Consider the following 12,256-nt stretch of genomic DNA (forward strand, 5'->3'; position numbering starts at 1 on the left):
AGTTGATTAAGACAGTGAGCGATGCAAAACCCAAGAAGCCGAAATGGCGGATAACAGGGCTGTTTGTAGTGCTGGCGGTGTGCCTGGGGCTGATTGGTGGTGGAGTCGCGGGTGTGGTCTGGTGGCTGAAGAATACGGAGCTTCCGGGCGACGGGTTGCCGGCTATTGTGGATCATACGTCGGCACCTCCGGCACCTGGGCCGGAGTTTGACACCCCGTCTGCTCACATGTTCGACCGAATTGTGCAGGAATTTTCTGCGCTTCCTCTGGAGGAGGCCGCTGGTCCGGCACCGTCCGCACAGTGTCGAGACCTGTCGACGGATCCACGGCCTGAGGGCACCCGCCACATGTGTGCTATCCAGGAGCGTGAAGGGCGGTCGATCACCTACCTGGGGTTCGTCTATCGCGCCGACTTGAACAACTCTGGTTGCACTGCGGATCCAGTGGCCGTAAAGGACGGTTTTTCGGCTGCGCTGCAGCGTACCTGCGCGAGTGAACAGCACCCGGTGTTGTATCTTCTCGACGAATCCCGCGAGGTCATCGCTTCTGACGGCCAAGTAATGCATCCTACGCTGGTTGTGGAGGGCGTGGAGACACAACAGCAGGCGGAAGAGCTGCTGCGCACGTGGGGGATAGCGCCGTAAACGTTGGTAGTGTTTCGGTACACTTGACCGGGTTATGGCTAAGAAAACGAAGAAGAAAAAAGGTAACGACAACCCGGTTATTGCCACGAATCGTCGGGCACGGCACGATTACACCATTCTTGATACTTACGAATGCGGCATTGTGCTCGTGGGCACAGAGGTGAAGTCGCTTCGCGAGGGCCGGGCCTCCCTGGTGGATTCCTTCGCCACCATTGACGAAGGCGAAGTGTGGCTGCGTAATCTCCACATTCCCGAATATTCCATGGGTTCCTGGACTAACCATTCCCCGCGCAGGACCCGCAAGTTACTGCTGCATCGCCGGGAAATTGATTCCCTCATGGGAAAAGTCCGCGACGGAAACAAAACCCTCGTTCCGTTGCGACTGTATTTCAGTAATGGGCGCCTCAAAGTGGAACTGGGTCTTGCACAGGGTAAACAGGACTACGACAAACGCCAGGACCTCAAACGTCGCGCCGAGGAACGCGATATTACCCGCGAACTTGGGCGCAGAGTGAAGGGAATTAAAGGATGACTGTTACCGCCGTTAAAGTCCACGACATTATCCATGACCCACCACTTATCGACGTCGTGGGGGCCACCGTCCTCGTTGACCGACTCTGGCCACGTGGGGTGGCAAAAACACAGTTCACACCCGATTATTGGCTGAAAGACGTGGCACCCTCAACTGAACTGCGAAAGTGGTTTGGCCATGAGCCAGCGCGTTTTACAGAATTTCGGGAACGGTACCTCGCGGAACTTGATGCTGCATATTCTGCGGGTAGTCAGGAACTTCATGAGTTGATGTCCCTTGTGGAGTCCGGCGACGTGGTGCTTGTGTACGCAGCGCATTCCCGTACCTGTAACCATGCGATTGTTTTAGAAGAATGGTTGTCTGCGCCTAAAGATGGGAGTGAATAACTTTTAACTCGTGGCCGTCAAGTTGTTTCTGTAGACGGGAGAGAAATGATCCGGTGATGCTGTGTTCTGGGTTGTGAAAGGTTATCGCTAATTCTCCGAGCGCCCACGGTTCGCCGTCACTCCATGCCCACTCCGAAACGCGGCTGGTGTGCGCGCAGTGAGGGCAGGCCACACCGTCCTCGCCGCGGTACTCGACCCAAGCGGTGAGAGTATCGTTTGCGATGTCGACCCAATCGGATACCTTGTTGCTGCATCTCGGGCAGACGGCGATGGTGCCGCAATTTGCGTTCGGCGTAAAAACCCGCCGACCAGTGTCAATGTCGGCGGTGAGTTCTTGTTGATGCAGCCAGCGCTTCAGGGCGTCGGCAAGCCGAGTGATCTCTCGCTCACCGCGAACATCCAGGTCAACTATGATCACCGAACTATCACTCATGATTATCCCTCCTGATCCAAAGTGTAGTACAGTAGGAAGTCCTTCCACGCAGTCCTGGCACGGGACCCGGCGTGAAGGATGCACGGGGCTGATATGGTTTCGACTTCGTACATTGAGTCAGGGGAAGCGTGCCGGTGCAGGCTAGAGACCACCGTAAGCGTCGTAGCAAACTCATAAGCGCCGAGAATACTCAGCGCGACTACGCCCTCGCTGCCTAATACAGCGACCGCGTGTCTGTCGGCCCAGGTTTGTCCCTGACCTGGCAGCCGGCATCGACTAAGGGACTTGCTGCCCAGCCGTGTTGACGGGGTTGGGTGGGACTTCATACCGCCAACTGGGCCCATCATCTGGACGTGTTCGACCGATCCAGAGGGCCGAGTAGAGATTCCGCGCGAACTGCGCACGGAGAAGCCCTGGCAAAGCGACGGAGGACCCGGGTTCAATTCCCGGCAGCTCCACAGATGGAAAACCCCTGGTAGTTATCTACCGGGGGTTTCTTTCTTGTTTTCGCAGGTCACAGCGTTTTTAGGGTGTGTACATTTGTATACATCTGAGGGCATCTGTACGCTCAAATTGTGCAATAATTGTGCAATAGAAAAGGAAAGCAGTCCGGGTAATATGTCCAGGTCAAAAAGCAGTTTCGGCAACGTAAGGAAGATCGGGAAGTTATGGTACGCGAAATACTTCCACCAGGGGCGAAGTCACACGCCGGGGCATTCATTCCGCGCGAAAGCAGCCGCGCAAGCGTGGCTGTCGTCCGAGTGGAGGCTGATTGAGCTTGATGAGTGGACGCCCCCCGCGCACCGCGCACAGCAGGCAGAGTACGGCAACGTCACCGTGGGGGAATGGCTAGAGCAATTCCATGCGGCGCTGGCAGCCCGCGTACGTGCCTCAACCCTGCAGAACTACACCAGGGTAGCCAGGCTGCGAATTCTCGACGCAGACGGCAAGGCAGGCAAGCTAAAAGGCATTCCCCTAGCGGCGCTCACGTCCGCCGATGTCCACGCCTGGTGGGATGCAGTCTGTGCGGCTTTCCCCGGGGCTGAGACCACCAACCAGGCCGCGTACAAAAGGTTGCGTGCGGCATGCGCGGAAGCCGTGGAGCGGGGCCTTATCCCCACCAACCCCGTCAACGTACGTGCGGCGCGACGGCGGCCCGCAACCAAAGTGAAGAAAATGCCCGATGATGCGGAATTGCGCGCCATCTACGACGAGATGGGGGATCGATGCAAGCTGGTCACGGCGCTGTGCCTTTTCCACGGGGTGCGGGTAGGGGAGGCTTTGGCGTTGAAGCGGCGGCACGTCGTCGTGAAGGGCGGGAAAATTGTGATCAAGATCAGGGGAAATGTGCAGAGAATCACAAAAGATGGGCATGTGGAAATGGTTTTGCAACCGCCAAAATCGTCAGCAGGCAGGCGTGATGTGCCCATTCTCGCAGAATTTGCACCCCTGGTTATTGACCATTTGAAGCGGTTCACCGGCCCCAAGGCGGATGATTGGGTGACTCCCACCAGCAATGGGGGCGTGATGTTCGACACGTCGTATCGGTCGATCTTCATTCGGGCGCGTGCCCGCGCTGGTGTGCGGGACGATATTACCCCACACCATGGCCGGAACTGGCTTATAACGCGCCTGCTGGAGCAGGGGGCCACAGTGAAGGAAGTTGGTGCGTTACTCGGTCAGGACGACGTGGCAACGATCCTAGGGGTGTATGCGCGAGTTTCCGATGGACGCCCCGCCGCCCTTATGGAGGGCGTGGGTAAGGCGCTTACCGGCTAGCTTTGCGGGGCCGTCCAGTTCTGCCTGGACGGTTCGCCCACCAGGTTTTAACGGCTTCAGCATCCCATAGGCGGGTGCGTTCGACATGGTGGGTGGGGGCGGGGGCCTGGCCCCGCGCAACATATGAAGTGAAGGAGTGCGGGGGAATGCCTGTGTATTCGCTGATCTTGGTGACAGACCAGAGAACCCCGCCACCGGGGAGCATGATTTCGGTGAGCGGGGCAGTCATTAGATGCGCCCCTTCGCCTCGTAGAAGGCGCGCACTGCAATCAGTGCGGCGGCAGCGATAGTAATCAGCCAATTGCCGTAGCAAATGCCGCCAATCAGGCAAACAGTGCTGATCAGGTAGGGTACGATCCGCGCCACTAGAGCAAGCTTTGAGGGGTGCCCCTCAAACTCTGGAAGCTCGTCGATGTAGCCTAGCGGCTTGAACTCTCCATCATGCTCAACCATGACCCGGTATTCGCGGGGGTCAAACTCGAATTTTTCGTCTCCCATTTCTTTTCCTTCCTGGGATTACCCGGGGCGCGCGGCCCTGGGGTTTTGGTTGTGGGCTAGTTTTGGCTGCTGTCGTGCTTGCGCACGATGTCCCAGAATTCGCCATCATCGGCGGTGATGATGAAGCCCTGCGTTTCGGCGTCGTAGGTGCTGATTTCGCTGGCTATGGCCTCGATATCGAAATCTTGGGGGTAGCCTTCGGAGGTTGCCAGGACTTTGTGCACGTAGTCTTTGACGTCGTTGATCGTGGTGTATGCGGTCATAGGTCTTGTCCTTTCGGGGTTGGTGTGGAAGGATTTCCCCTTGCGGGGCTGGATATTACGGTTATCCAGCCCCGTGGGTTACTTGCGGTGGCGTCCTTGGTACTTCTTTCGGCCTTGTCGCACGATGTAGATAACTTCAATGGCCTGAAGTACGATCGTTGCGATCATAAGCTTTTCGGAGAGTGTCAAGGTCTTCACCTCCCTTCCACTATTGAGTTTTCGTAAGGGCTGTTTGCCTTACAAGATTTATATTACAGCAGACTGCGACCACTTTCAAGTGGTGTGATACCTTTACCCTACAACGGGGGGCATTGGGCATTAGAAAACATCAAGCAATTGCGGTGCGCAACGCCAAGCCTCATGCCGCCGCCATACCCCAAGCAGGTGCCGGGTCACCCCCAATTCCTGAGAGATAAGAAAATCCTCCCCCGGAAATAGTCGCTCCAATTCGCGATACTCATCGGCATCGATAAGCGCCCTTGCCGCCCACCTATCGGCCGCTAGCTCATTGCAGGGTGAGTGCCCCGCCGGGTGTCTAAAATGAGCGTGCCCCAACTCGTGAGCAAGTGTACTAACAGCCCCCCCCCCTATCAAATCTTCCCTGATAGATACGCGTTTCAGGTGCGGTATCCATGCCCCTTTGGGGCCGTGTTTGTGGCAGGTAATTTCCACATTGAGGCGTCTAGCTTCGGCCTCCAGTCGTGCGTAGCTCATCGGGCCATGTCTCTTCCGGGCTTGAGTCAGCGGCGTATTCGTGCGGTGCATAGTCGAATACTGGAATGCCTTCATCGTAGCTATTCTTCTTACGATTTGCATGTATTTCACTTATATTTTTATTTGATTCTTGTAAGGTAGCTTCTTTGAATCTTGCGGTGTCGAGGTCGAGCCGCGCGGCAAGTTCCTGCACTAATTCCCGCCCCGTGAGCCATTTGGTTTCGCCGGTTGAGCGCTCAAGATCGACCTCATCTAATGTGAGATACCCGGTGGACACTAGCCCCTGAATGGGGGACTGGTCATAGGCGCGACAGATAGCGATAACCGTTTCTGACAAGAGCCTCCCCCTGCGCAACTGTTGACTGATTACCGAATCGGAAACGCCGATCTTCCTCCCCACTTCGCGAAACGACGCGCCGTCTGTGGCGACTTTTAACCATTCTTTGTGGTCCATGTGCACAACTTTACTCACCCGTACGCATCTGTGCAAAAGCTTAAAATTGCTGGTTAATCTGCTTAACGGGGGCAAAGAAGGGGCGGCAATATCGAAGACGTTTGACAAATCTTCACACTTGAGTAAAACTGTGGTCAGTCGAGCAAGGCGGGCGGCTTGGAAAACCACCGCACAGCGGAACGGCGTACCGGCCATAACCGGTAAACCAATCCCCGCCAACCTGACAAGTGTTGTGTGAAAAACCAATAGTGCATAGCTGGCAGCGTGGCCATGATCACGTTGCCGCCCACCTAGATAAGGCCACTTGCCCATGCGAGCAGGGGTTTTAGAATGCGATGACCATGGGTGCAGATATGCGGAAACCTCCCCACAACCGTAGCGGGCTAGGGGAGAGGTAAGCCTTATCGACTTTCGGGCGTTAAACAACGGCGTGAACCAGCGACTAGCCGGGATGCGAGTACCCGGCACGCCACGGGGGAAGTGAATCGCCCCATATTTTCACACTCATCTTGGAGGAAAAATGTACTCACCATTCACGATGTTTCTACTCACAATCATTAACCTGCTTGTCATTTCCTACTGGTCATAACAAAAAGTGTGCATGGCTTCACAGACATGCACACAGAAAGAAAAAGACATGAGCAACAATACCCCGAAGCCACAGGCTTCACAAGCAAACCGAAACGATGCCCCCAAAGTCGGGGGCGTCGATAAGCTCAACATCCCGCCCACCCTGGAGCAGCTGCAAATGCAGCTTTCCGCCGCACGCACGCTTATCGACGCCGCTAGCGACACCCTAAAACAGGTGCTAAAAGGTTGCTTCCACGAGCGCACACGCGCCGAAGTCAAGAGCGTTGTGCCGCGAATCTATTCCGCGTTAATCCTGCTTGAGCGCGACCTTTGCGTACAGTCTGGAGACCTTGAAGAGATGGAAACACTTTTTCAGGAGGCTTCCGACGCTGTGTGTGTCGGATGGGGTGAAAAAGCCACAGTGACAAAAGAAGGTCACAGCGTTCCGGGTGATAGGTTCCACGAGCTTTTAGATGAAATGTTCGAAAACGAACGGAGAGTTTCATGGGTGAACTGATCCCCATCACCCGCACTGACGAGGGGATGCACGCGGTCATGGGCCGCGACCTGCACGCCTTCCTGGAAGTCAAGACGCGCTATAACGACTGGTTTCCGCGCATGCTCGAATACGGCTTTGAGCAGGGCAAAGAGTTTTACTCATTTTTGAGCAAAACCCCCGAACAGGCAGGACGTCCCCGCGAAGATCACATCATCAGCCTGGACATGGCCAAAGAAATCGCCATGATTCAGCGCACCGAAAAAGGCCGCCAAGCCCGCCGATACTTCATCGAAGTCGAAAAACAGTTCAAAGCACAAGCCCCCGCGCCGCTGCAAGGCCACGAACTCATCGCCGCCGCGCTCATCGAAGCCAACGGCATCATCGACAATCTCACGCGCGAACGCAACCAGGTAGAGGCGCAAAACATCTTGCTTCATGCACAGGTGGGGGTCGCGCAAAAGCAGCTTGAGGAGCAAGCCAGTGAGCTGGCCCCGAAGGCCCAAGCCTACGATGCGTTCATTGAGGCTGAGGGCACCTACTCGGTGGGGTCGGTGGCGAAAATGTTCGGCTTGTCGCAAAACAAGCTGTTTCAGATGCTGCGAAATGCCGGCATTTTGATCCCGAAGGGACACATGCGGAACACCCCATACCAGCGGTACATGAAGTATTTCGAGGTGAAGGCATACGCCTACCAGCGCGGCAACGGCACCGACGGGGTTTCCTACACGACGCGGGTGCAGCCGTCTGGAATTGACTTCATCCACACGAAATTGGGGCTGGAGTCATGAGCGATCTGAATTGGGCCATGTGGGGAGCCGTCAACGGCGTCCTTCTCGTGGCCATCGTCACACTAGCTGTTTGTTTCTAGAAAGAAAGTTTACGACATGGGCGGATTCGTCATCGACAAAAAAGACCTCACCCAAGCACTCAAGGAGGTCACGCCGTGCGCAAGCAAAGATGAAAAGCTAGCACCAATCAACCAGGTGCAAATCGCCATCATCGAAGGCGTACCACTACTTTTGGCCACCAACCGGATCATCTGCATCGCGAAAAGACTCGACGCAGTAGCAACCCGAACAGGGGAAATGCCAAACGCCGCGCTGTCACTCGCTGACTGTAAAAGCCTCAAAACATGGCTGGCAAAAAAACGAGGAATGGTCACACTCGTTTTCGACAAGGAACATGTGCAGGCAACCCAAGGCACCGACCGCATCGAATTCAACAACGCCGCACTTGCGAAACCGCTGGACATCATCGGCATGATCAAACTCACGGTGGGTAACGCCACCGACACCATCAACACCAATGAGCTACTACCCGTCAACCCGCACCTGTTGCGACACCTGAAAGGCATCGCCGTCCGCCCCGTCGCGGCCGGAGCCACTGCATGGGTGTTCCACAGCCTGTACGACGAAAGTGTCATCGGGGTTGTCATGCCCATGTGCCTCGCAGAAGAAAAGCAATCAATCGACTACCTACGCCACATGGCCGGAATAGGGGGAGCCAAGTGAAAATCCTGCTCAACACCAGCCGTGAGGAATGGCTGGAACAACGCCGCAACGTCGTCACCGCCACCGACGTCGCACGCCTCCACCTAGGAGGCCCCGGCACGTGGCGCACCGTCCGCGCCGAAAAGAACGGCAAAACCCGCGACCTCAGCAACAACCCCGCCATCAAATGGGGTGTTGCCCGCGAACCCTTCATCAGTGATTACGTCACCCTTTTCGCTGACCAGACACTCACGCACAATGACAAGCTGATCTTGTCTGATGAGGATGAGCGGTTCGCCGCGACCCCGGACATGATCGGCCCCAACAGTATCGGTGAAATCAAAACCACCAAGCACGATTGGGACGAGATTCCACAGAACTACCTGCTTCAGGTGCAATGGCAGCTTTTTGTGACCGGCATGCGCTGGTGCGTGTTCGCCTGGGAGGTGCACGACAATTACACCCCGGTCGAGATCAAGCACCAGGTCATCCATGCTGACCCGCAAATACAGCAGGAGCTGAAGGCAACCGCGTTGCGCTTCCTCGCGGGCGATGAGAATATTCCGACCGCTGACCAAGTGGAATGGAGCATACTCATCGAGGAGTACAAGCGCGCGTTTTTCGCGCAGCAGGAAGCCAAGCACCGCCTCGACGCCGCCAAAGAGAAAATGCGTGAACGCGCGGGAGGCAAGGACATGAAGTTTTCTTCCGACTGTGGGGCCATCACGATTTTCACCCCGAAGCCAGCGGCACGCTTCGACGCGAAACGCTTCAAGGAGGATCACCCGGATTTGCATGCCGAGTATATGCGTCAGGGTGCCAGCACAACGCAGCAGGTGAAAGTGACTTTGCCGAAGAAGGACGGTGAATAAATGGCGGGAAAAATCAACCTCAATGACTATGAGCCGGTCGAAGAGCGCCTAATACGCTTCCGTGAGAAATACCCCCACTACCGCATCCAGACGGAACTAGTCGAACACATGGGCAACATCGGGGCGACCCGGTGGGTGATGAAGGCCACCATCTGGAAGCACAAGGATGACGAGAAGCCCGCCGCAACCGGTTGGGCGTTCGAGGTGGACGGCAAGGGCATGACACAGGCCACAGCCGCGCTGGAAACCTGCGAAACATCAGCCATTGGCCGCGCGCTGGCAAACCTTGGGTACGTCGGAAACAAACGCGTCACCCGCTCCGAAATGCGCAAAGTCAAGGTGAAAGAGCTTGACGACCGCATCAAGAACGCCCAAAACCCCGATGAGCTGCGCGAGATTTGGAACGACGCACAACAGAACAACGTCCTTGACAACGTGCGTGAACAGCTCATGAACCGAAACAAGCAACTTCAACAGCCCGTAGAGGAGAACGGCAATGCCGCCGCGTAAAACCGAACCTGAACTGATCGGGGTGAAAGACGCCGCCGCACTGGTCAGCGTCCACCCCGCCACGATCCGGCGATGGATCAGCCAGGGCGTCCTGAAAAGCTATTGGCGCGGCCGCACCGTGCGACTGCGCAGGGAGGAAGTGCTTGGAATCTTCAGGGAGGGGCTGTGACAACCCCCGTCCTGAACCCGGTGGAGGTTGAGCAGCGAATCCTTGAGCTGTCCAACCGGATCGCCAAAGGCGTCGCCGTGGTCACCGACGCGCTGAAAGCCCGCGACGAGTCCGCCCGCAACTTCGACAAGGAGTACGCGGCGGCGTTCCTTGGGGCTGAGGGTGCGGTGAAAGAGAGGGAAATGCGGGCGTCCCTGCTAACCATGCCCGCACGTGAGGAGAAAGAATTAGCCGAAGCCGCCTATCGATACTCGGACAGGTTGGCCAAGGCGCTGGAACTGGAGTTGAGGGCGTTACAAAGCGTTGGTGCCAGTGTGCGTGCGATGTACAGCGTCGCGGGGAGGGGTGAGTGATGTTTGAGGTGAAAAGCCTCAACGAGAAGGGCAAAGAACTGGGGTTTGTCGAGTCGGAAAACCGGCGAACCTACACGTTCATGCGACACGCCTCAGGCCGCGCTGTGATCGTCGAGGGTGGCGGCAGTGACCCCGCCTACGCGGACACCGTGGAGCTGCTGGAGCGCACAGCAGGCCGCACAAGCCGGGGAGATTGCTACATTGACCGGCTGGAATCCCTGATCGAGGACATTGACAAGCAATTACGTGTGGTGTGCCGCGAAAAGTCGAGGCGCGCGGCCATGGATGCGCGGCGACTGCTGAAGCGCCGCCGGGGCCTGTGTGACGATTTGAAAGCTGCTGGGGGTTTCCCCTGGGAGTTCAACATGAATGTTGGTTCAGTGTTGGTAGGAGCTGCGTAAATGGAAGACATGGTTTCGGTCACTCTGCTTGGCCAAAATTTCACAACGTCGGAAAAGTACATCGTCGGAAGCGACTACGTGGCACGCCCCATGGCGGGGAACTTCCCCCTGATAGGCGTCGATGCGTTCATCACCGTGAATAAGTCAGGGTTAGCGACGCTGCGTTTCGTGCCGAAGGAAACCGGCATACCGAATGTTGACCCCGCGATTTTCGAAGTGATGTGCGATGCTGAGGCGCTGGCCGCGCTAAGCGCGGTGGCGCAAACGCTGATCGACCATGCAAGGGCACGGTGGGGGCAATGAACGCCAGTGTTGTGAACACAATCCTTGAGCGGTCTCAAGGCTGCTGTGAGGCGATGCTGTTGCAGTCTGGGTGTAATGGGCGGGGTGAGCATATTCACCACCGGCGATTGCGTTCACAGGGCGGCGGCGACACGGCCACAAACTGTGTCCACATCTGCCATAAGTGCCATGATTATATTCACCGGAAAACGGGGGATTCTTACCATCGCGGTTTGCTGTGTCGGTCATATTGGGAGCCTGATGCCGTGCCGGTTGAGTATCGCGGAATTTTGGTTTTGTTAAATCCAGACGGCACATATATTAAACAGTGTGAAGGTGGTTTTTATGCGGAAAGATAGATTTGATTTCTTCTGGTATTTCACAATTGTAATGTTCACGTGGTTTTTCATGCTGATCTACATGCTTGAGGGGCTGTAAAAATGAGCTTGAAAGCAATGATCTGGGTCATGGAAGATGCCCCGGTCGAAAACCATGCTGAACTGGCGATCCTATACGCGCTGGCGGACAGGGCAAATGACGATGGCACAGCCGCATGGCCAACGCAGGCATGGCTGGCTGAGCGGGCAAGATGCTCAGGTAGGACGGTTCGACGTCATCTAGCCGCGCTTGAAGAGCGTGGGGTTATTCGCAGGGGCGATCAGCGTCTAGTTATGTGGGAGCGATCCGACAGGCGACCAATCGTGTGGGATTTGAACATGTCTTTGGCGCGCCAAAGAAGTGACAAATCCCCATCAGCGGCCGGACAAAATGACCCCCCGCCAACGGCCGGACAAAATGGCCGGGCGGACAAATCAGGTACGAACGGCCGGACAAATCAGGTCGAACGACCGGACACAGCTGTGTCCTATAAACCGTCCACAACCATCCATAGAACCGTCCTAACCCCCTCAAGTCCCCCAGCGACGCCAGCGGTTGCCGCGAACAACGTTGATGTGGCTCACGCCACATCGAGCGAGACTATCAAGGATGGCTACCCACCGGAATTTGAAACCTGGTGGATGATCTACCCGCGAAAAACTGGGAAACGCGCAGCGTACAAAGCCTGGCAGCAGGCACTTAAGCGCGTCTCAGCCGATGTGCTTTCCGTGAAAACCGATGCATTTGCGCAGCTAGTGCGGTCGGAACGGCGCGAAACCAGGTTTATTCCTCACGGCGCGACCTGGCTAAACCGCGATGGATGGCTGGATGATCTCGACGCCGAACGGCATGCGGGAACGGGCAACGCGTTCCTGGACATGCTCAGCGCCCCGCAAACCGCCGATTTAAGCGGTTTGAAACAGCTTCCCCTACACAGATAGTCAACCCGCCCTGAAAGTTGCCCAGACGGGCAGCCAGTCCCGAAAAACAGCAAAAATACCGAACGGAGGTCACGACATCGCAAGCCAG

At 56.5% G+C, this 12,256-nt stretch carries 19 protein-coding genes, 1 other RNA gene and 1 pseudogene; 16 read left to right on the top strand and 5 right to left on the bottom strand.

Annotated elements, in window-relative coordinates:
- Nucleotides 1-14 precede the first annotated feature (14 nt).
- The 3 genes from CDUR_RS03295 to CDUR_RS03305 are packed head-to-tail and all read left to right on the top strand — an operon-like array spanning nucleotide 15 to nucleotide 1,562.
- Entirely contained in the window at nucleotides 15-644 is a 630-nt protein-coding gene (locus CDUR_RS03295; RefSeq protein ID WP_179418972.1) for a flagellar basal body-associated FliL family protein, read from the top strand.
- A 34-nt stretch (nucleotides 645-678) separates the two neighbouring features.
- Complete coding sequence (gene smpB / locus CDUR_RS03300; protein WP_006063271.1) at nucleotides 679-1,176, top strand: SsrA-binding protein SmpB; 498 nt, start codon at nucleotides 679-681, stop codon at nucleotides 1,174-1,176.
- The gene (locus tag CDUR_RS03305; RefSeq protein ID WP_006063272.1) at nucleotides 1,173-1,562 is read left to right on the top strand and encodes a DUF488 domain-containing protein; all 390 of its coding nucleotides are present in this window, start codon (nucleotides 1,173-1,175) and stop codon (nucleotides 1,560-1,562) included. Before smpB ends, CDUR_RS03305 begins: the two co-directional genes overlap by 4 nt.
- On the opposite strand, the gene CDUR_RS03310 is transcribed toward CDUR_RS03305, so the two are convergent.
- Nucleotides 1,543-1,995, bottom strand: a complete 453-nt coding sequence (locus CDUR_RS03310; protein WP_179418973.1) for a YheV family putative zinc ribbon protein — start codon at nucleotides 1,993-1,995, stop codon at nucleotides 1,543-1,545. The genes CDUR_RS03305 and CDUR_RS03310 overlap by 20 nt on opposite strands.
- 84 nt (nucleotides 1,996-2,079) lie before the next feature.
- On the opposite strand from CDUR_RS03310, the gene ssrA reads away from it, so the two are divergent.
- Both ssrA and CDUR_RS03320 read left to right on the top strand, forming a co-directional pair.
- Nucleotides 2,080-2,456, top strand: a transfer-messenger RNA (tmRNA) gene (gene ssrA, locus CDUR_RS03315).
- A gap of 157 nt (nucleotides 2,457-2,613) precedes the next feature.
- A complete protein-coding gene (locus tag CDUR_RS03320) occupies nucleotides 2,614-3,774 on the top strand; it encodes a tyrosine-type recombinase/integrase (RefSeq protein WP_179418974.1) in 1,161 nt (386 codons plus the stop codon).
- On the opposite strand, the gene CDUR_RS03325 is transcribed toward CDUR_RS03320, so the two are convergent.
- The 4 genes from CDUR_RS03325 to CDUR_RS03340 all read right to left on the bottom strand — a co-directional run bounded on the left by CDUR_RS03325 (nucleotide 3,764) and on the right by CDUR_RS03340 (nucleotide 6,015).
- Complete coding sequence (locus CDUR_RS03325) at nucleotides 3,764-4,003, bottom strand: hypothetical protein (protein WP_233452985.1); 240 nt, start codon at nucleotides 4,001-4,003, stop codon at nucleotides 3,764-3,766. The two genes, CDUR_RS03320 and CDUR_RS03325, sit on opposite strands and share 11 nt — an antisense overlap.
- Nucleotides 4,003-4,272 (bottom strand): hypothetical protein, encoded by a 270-nt coding sequence (locus tag CDUR_RS03330; protein ID WP_179418975.1) that lies wholly within the window; start codon nucleotides 4,270-4,272, stop codon nucleotides 4,003-4,005. The genes CDUR_RS03325 and CDUR_RS03330 overlap by 1 nt, the downstream gene beginning before the upstream one ends.
- Before the next feature lie 56 nt (nucleotides 4,273-4,328).
- A complete protein-coding gene (locus tag CDUR_RS03335; RefSeq protein ID WP_179418976.1) occupies nucleotides 4,329-4,535 on the bottom strand; it encodes a hypothetical protein in 207 nt (68 codons plus the stop codon).
- A 682-nt stretch (nucleotides 4,536-5,217) separates the two neighbouring features.
- The gene (locus CDUR_RS03340; protein WP_179418977.1) at nucleotides 5,218-6,015 is read right to left on the bottom strand and encodes a hypothetical protein; all 798 of its coding nucleotides are present in this window, start codon (nucleotides 6,013-6,015) and stop codon (nucleotides 5,218-5,220) included.
- A 325-nt stretch (nucleotides 6,016-6,340) separates the two neighbouring features.
- Here CDUR_RS03340 and CDUR_RS03345 point away from each other — a divergent pair, with 325 nt between their 5' ends.
- The 11 genes and pseudogenes from CDUR_RS03345 (at nucleotide 6,341) to CDUR_RS03390 (ending at nucleotide 12,168) form a co-directional block, all read left to right on the top strand.
- Nucleotides 6,341-6,790 (top strand): hypothetical protein, encoded by a 450-nt coding sequence (locus CDUR_RS03345; RefSeq protein WP_179418978.1) that lies wholly within the window; start codon nucleotides 6,341-6,343, stop codon nucleotides 6,788-6,790.
- Nucleotides 6,778-7,560, top strand: coding sequence for a phage antirepressor KilAC domain-containing protein (locus tag CDUR_RS03350; RefSeq protein ID WP_179418979.1), 783 nt, complete (start codon nucleotides 6,778-6,780; stop codon nucleotides 7,558-7,560). The genes CDUR_RS03345 and CDUR_RS03350 overlap by 13 nt, the downstream gene beginning before the upstream one ends.
- Nucleotides 7,561-7,656: 96 nt before the next feature.
- Nucleotides 7,657-8,283, top strand: a complete 627-nt coding sequence (locus CDUR_RS03355; protein WP_179418980.1) for a hypothetical protein — start codon at nucleotides 7,657-7,659, stop codon at nucleotides 8,281-8,283.
- On the top strand, nucleotides 8,280-9,134 hold the full coding sequence (locus CDUR_RS03360) for a YqaJ viral recombinase family protein (protein WP_179418981.1): 855 nt from the start codon (nucleotides 8,280-8,282) through the stop codon (nucleotides 9,132-9,134). Before CDUR_RS03355 ends, CDUR_RS03360 begins: the two co-directional genes overlap by 4 nt.
- Entirely contained in the window at nucleotides 9,135-9,644 is a 510-nt protein-coding gene (locus tag CDUR_RS03365) for a hypothetical protein (RefSeq protein WP_179418982.1), read from the top strand.
- Nucleotides 9,631-9,813: a helix-turn-helix domain-containing protein gene (locus tag CDUR_RS03370; protein WP_179418983.1), complete on the top strand. Its 183-nt coding sequence runs from the start codon at nucleotides 9,631-9,633 to the stop codon at nucleotides 9,811-9,813. The genes CDUR_RS03365 and CDUR_RS03370 overlap by 14 nt, the downstream gene beginning before the upstream one ends.
- The gene (locus CDUR_RS03375) at nucleotides 9,810-10,166 is read left to right on the top strand and encodes a hypothetical protein (RefSeq protein WP_290208030.1); all 357 of its coding nucleotides are present in this window, start codon (nucleotides 9,810-9,812) and stop codon (nucleotides 10,164-10,166) included. The genes CDUR_RS03370 and CDUR_RS03375 overlap by 4 nt, the downstream gene beginning before the upstream one ends.
- The gene (locus CDUR_RS03380) at nucleotides 10,166-10,567 is read left to right on the top strand and encodes a hypothetical protein (RefSeq protein ID WP_179418984.1); all 402 of its coding nucleotides are present in this window, start codon (nucleotides 10,166-10,168) and stop codon (nucleotides 10,565-10,567) included. Before CDUR_RS03375 ends, CDUR_RS03380 begins: the two co-directional genes overlap by 1 nt.
- A complete protein-coding gene (locus CDUR_RS03385) occupies nucleotides 10,568-10,870 on the top strand; it encodes a hypothetical protein (protein WP_179418985.1) in 303 nt (100 codons plus the stop codon).
- 446 nt (nucleotides 10,871-11,316) lie between these two features.
- Nucleotides 11,317-11,478: pseudogene (locus CDUR_RS12930) on the top strand (helix-turn-helix domain-containing protein); the annotation flags it as partial.
- A 324-nt stretch (nucleotides 11,479-11,802) separates the two neighbouring features.
- Entirely contained in the window at nucleotides 11,803-12,168 is a 366-nt protein-coding gene (locus tag CDUR_RS03390) for an LvrA C-terminal domain-related protein (RefSeq protein WP_290208031.1), read from the top strand.
- Nucleotides 12,169-12,256: the final 88 nt, after the last annotated feature.

Origin of the sequence: Corynebacterium durum, from assembly GCF_030408675.1 — a bacterium.
Lineage (GTDB): Bacteria > Actinomycetota > Actinomycetes > Mycobacteriales > Mycobacteriaceae > Corynebacterium > Corynebacterium durum.

Coding starts and splice junctions, on each gene's coding strand:
- CDUR_RS03320 (WP_179418974.1), top strand. CDS start 2,614: ATGTCCAGGTCAAAAAGCAGTTTCGGCAACGTAAGGAAGATCGGGAAG.
- CDUR_RS03310 (WP_179418973.1), bottom strand. CDS start 1,995: ATGAGTGATAGTTCGGTGATCATAGTTGACCTGGATGTTCGCGGTGAG.
- CDUR_RS03340 (WP_179418977.1), bottom strand. CDS start 6,015: ATGGGCAAGTGGCCTTATCTAGGTGGGCGGCAACGTGATCATGGCCAC.
- CDUR_RS03380 (WP_179418984.1), top strand. CDS start 10,166: ATGTTTGAGGTGAAAAGCCTCAACGAGAAGGGCAAAGAACTGGGGTTT.
- CDUR_RS03330 (WP_179418975.1), bottom strand. CDS start 4,272: ATGGGAGACGAAAAATTCGAGTTTGACCCCCGCGAATACCGGGTCATG.
- CDUR_RS03350 (WP_179418979.1), top strand. CDS start 6,778: ATGGGTGAACTGATCCCCATCACCCGCACTGACGAGGGGATGCACGCG.
- CDUR_RS03345 (WP_179418978.1), top strand. CDS start 6,341: ATGAGCAACAATACCCCGAAGCCACAGGCTTCACAAGCAAACCGAAAC.
- CDUR_RS03325 (WP_233452985.1), bottom strand. CDS start 4,003: ATGACTGCCCCGCTCACCGAAATCATGCTCCCCGGTGGCGGGGTTCTC.
- CDUR_RS03335 (WP_179418976.1), bottom strand. CDS start 4,535: ATGACCGCATACACCACGATCAACGACGTCAAAGACTACGTGCACAAA.
- CDUR_RS03365 (WP_179418982.1), top strand. CDS start 9,135: ATGGCGGGAAAAATCAACCTCAATGACTATGAGCCGGTCGAAGAGCGC.
- CDUR_RS03370 (WP_179418983.1), top strand. CDS start 9,631: ATGCCGCCGCGTAAAACCGAACCTGAACTGATCGGGGTGAAAGACGCC.
- CDUR_RS03355 (WP_179418980.1), top strand. CDS start 7,657: ATGGGCGGATTCGTCATCGACAAAAAAGACCTCACCCAAGCACTCAAG.
- CDUR_RS03385 (WP_179418985.1), top strand. CDS start 10,568: ATGGAAGACATGGTTTCGGTCACTCTGCTTGGCCAAAATTTCACAACG.
- smpB (WP_006063271.1), top strand. CDS start 679: ATGGCTAAGAAAACGAAGAAGAAAAAAGGTAACGACAACCCGGTTATT.
- CDUR_RS03305 (WP_006063272.1), top strand. CDS start 1,173: ATGACTGTTACCGCCGTTAAAGTCCACGACATTATCCATGACCCACCA.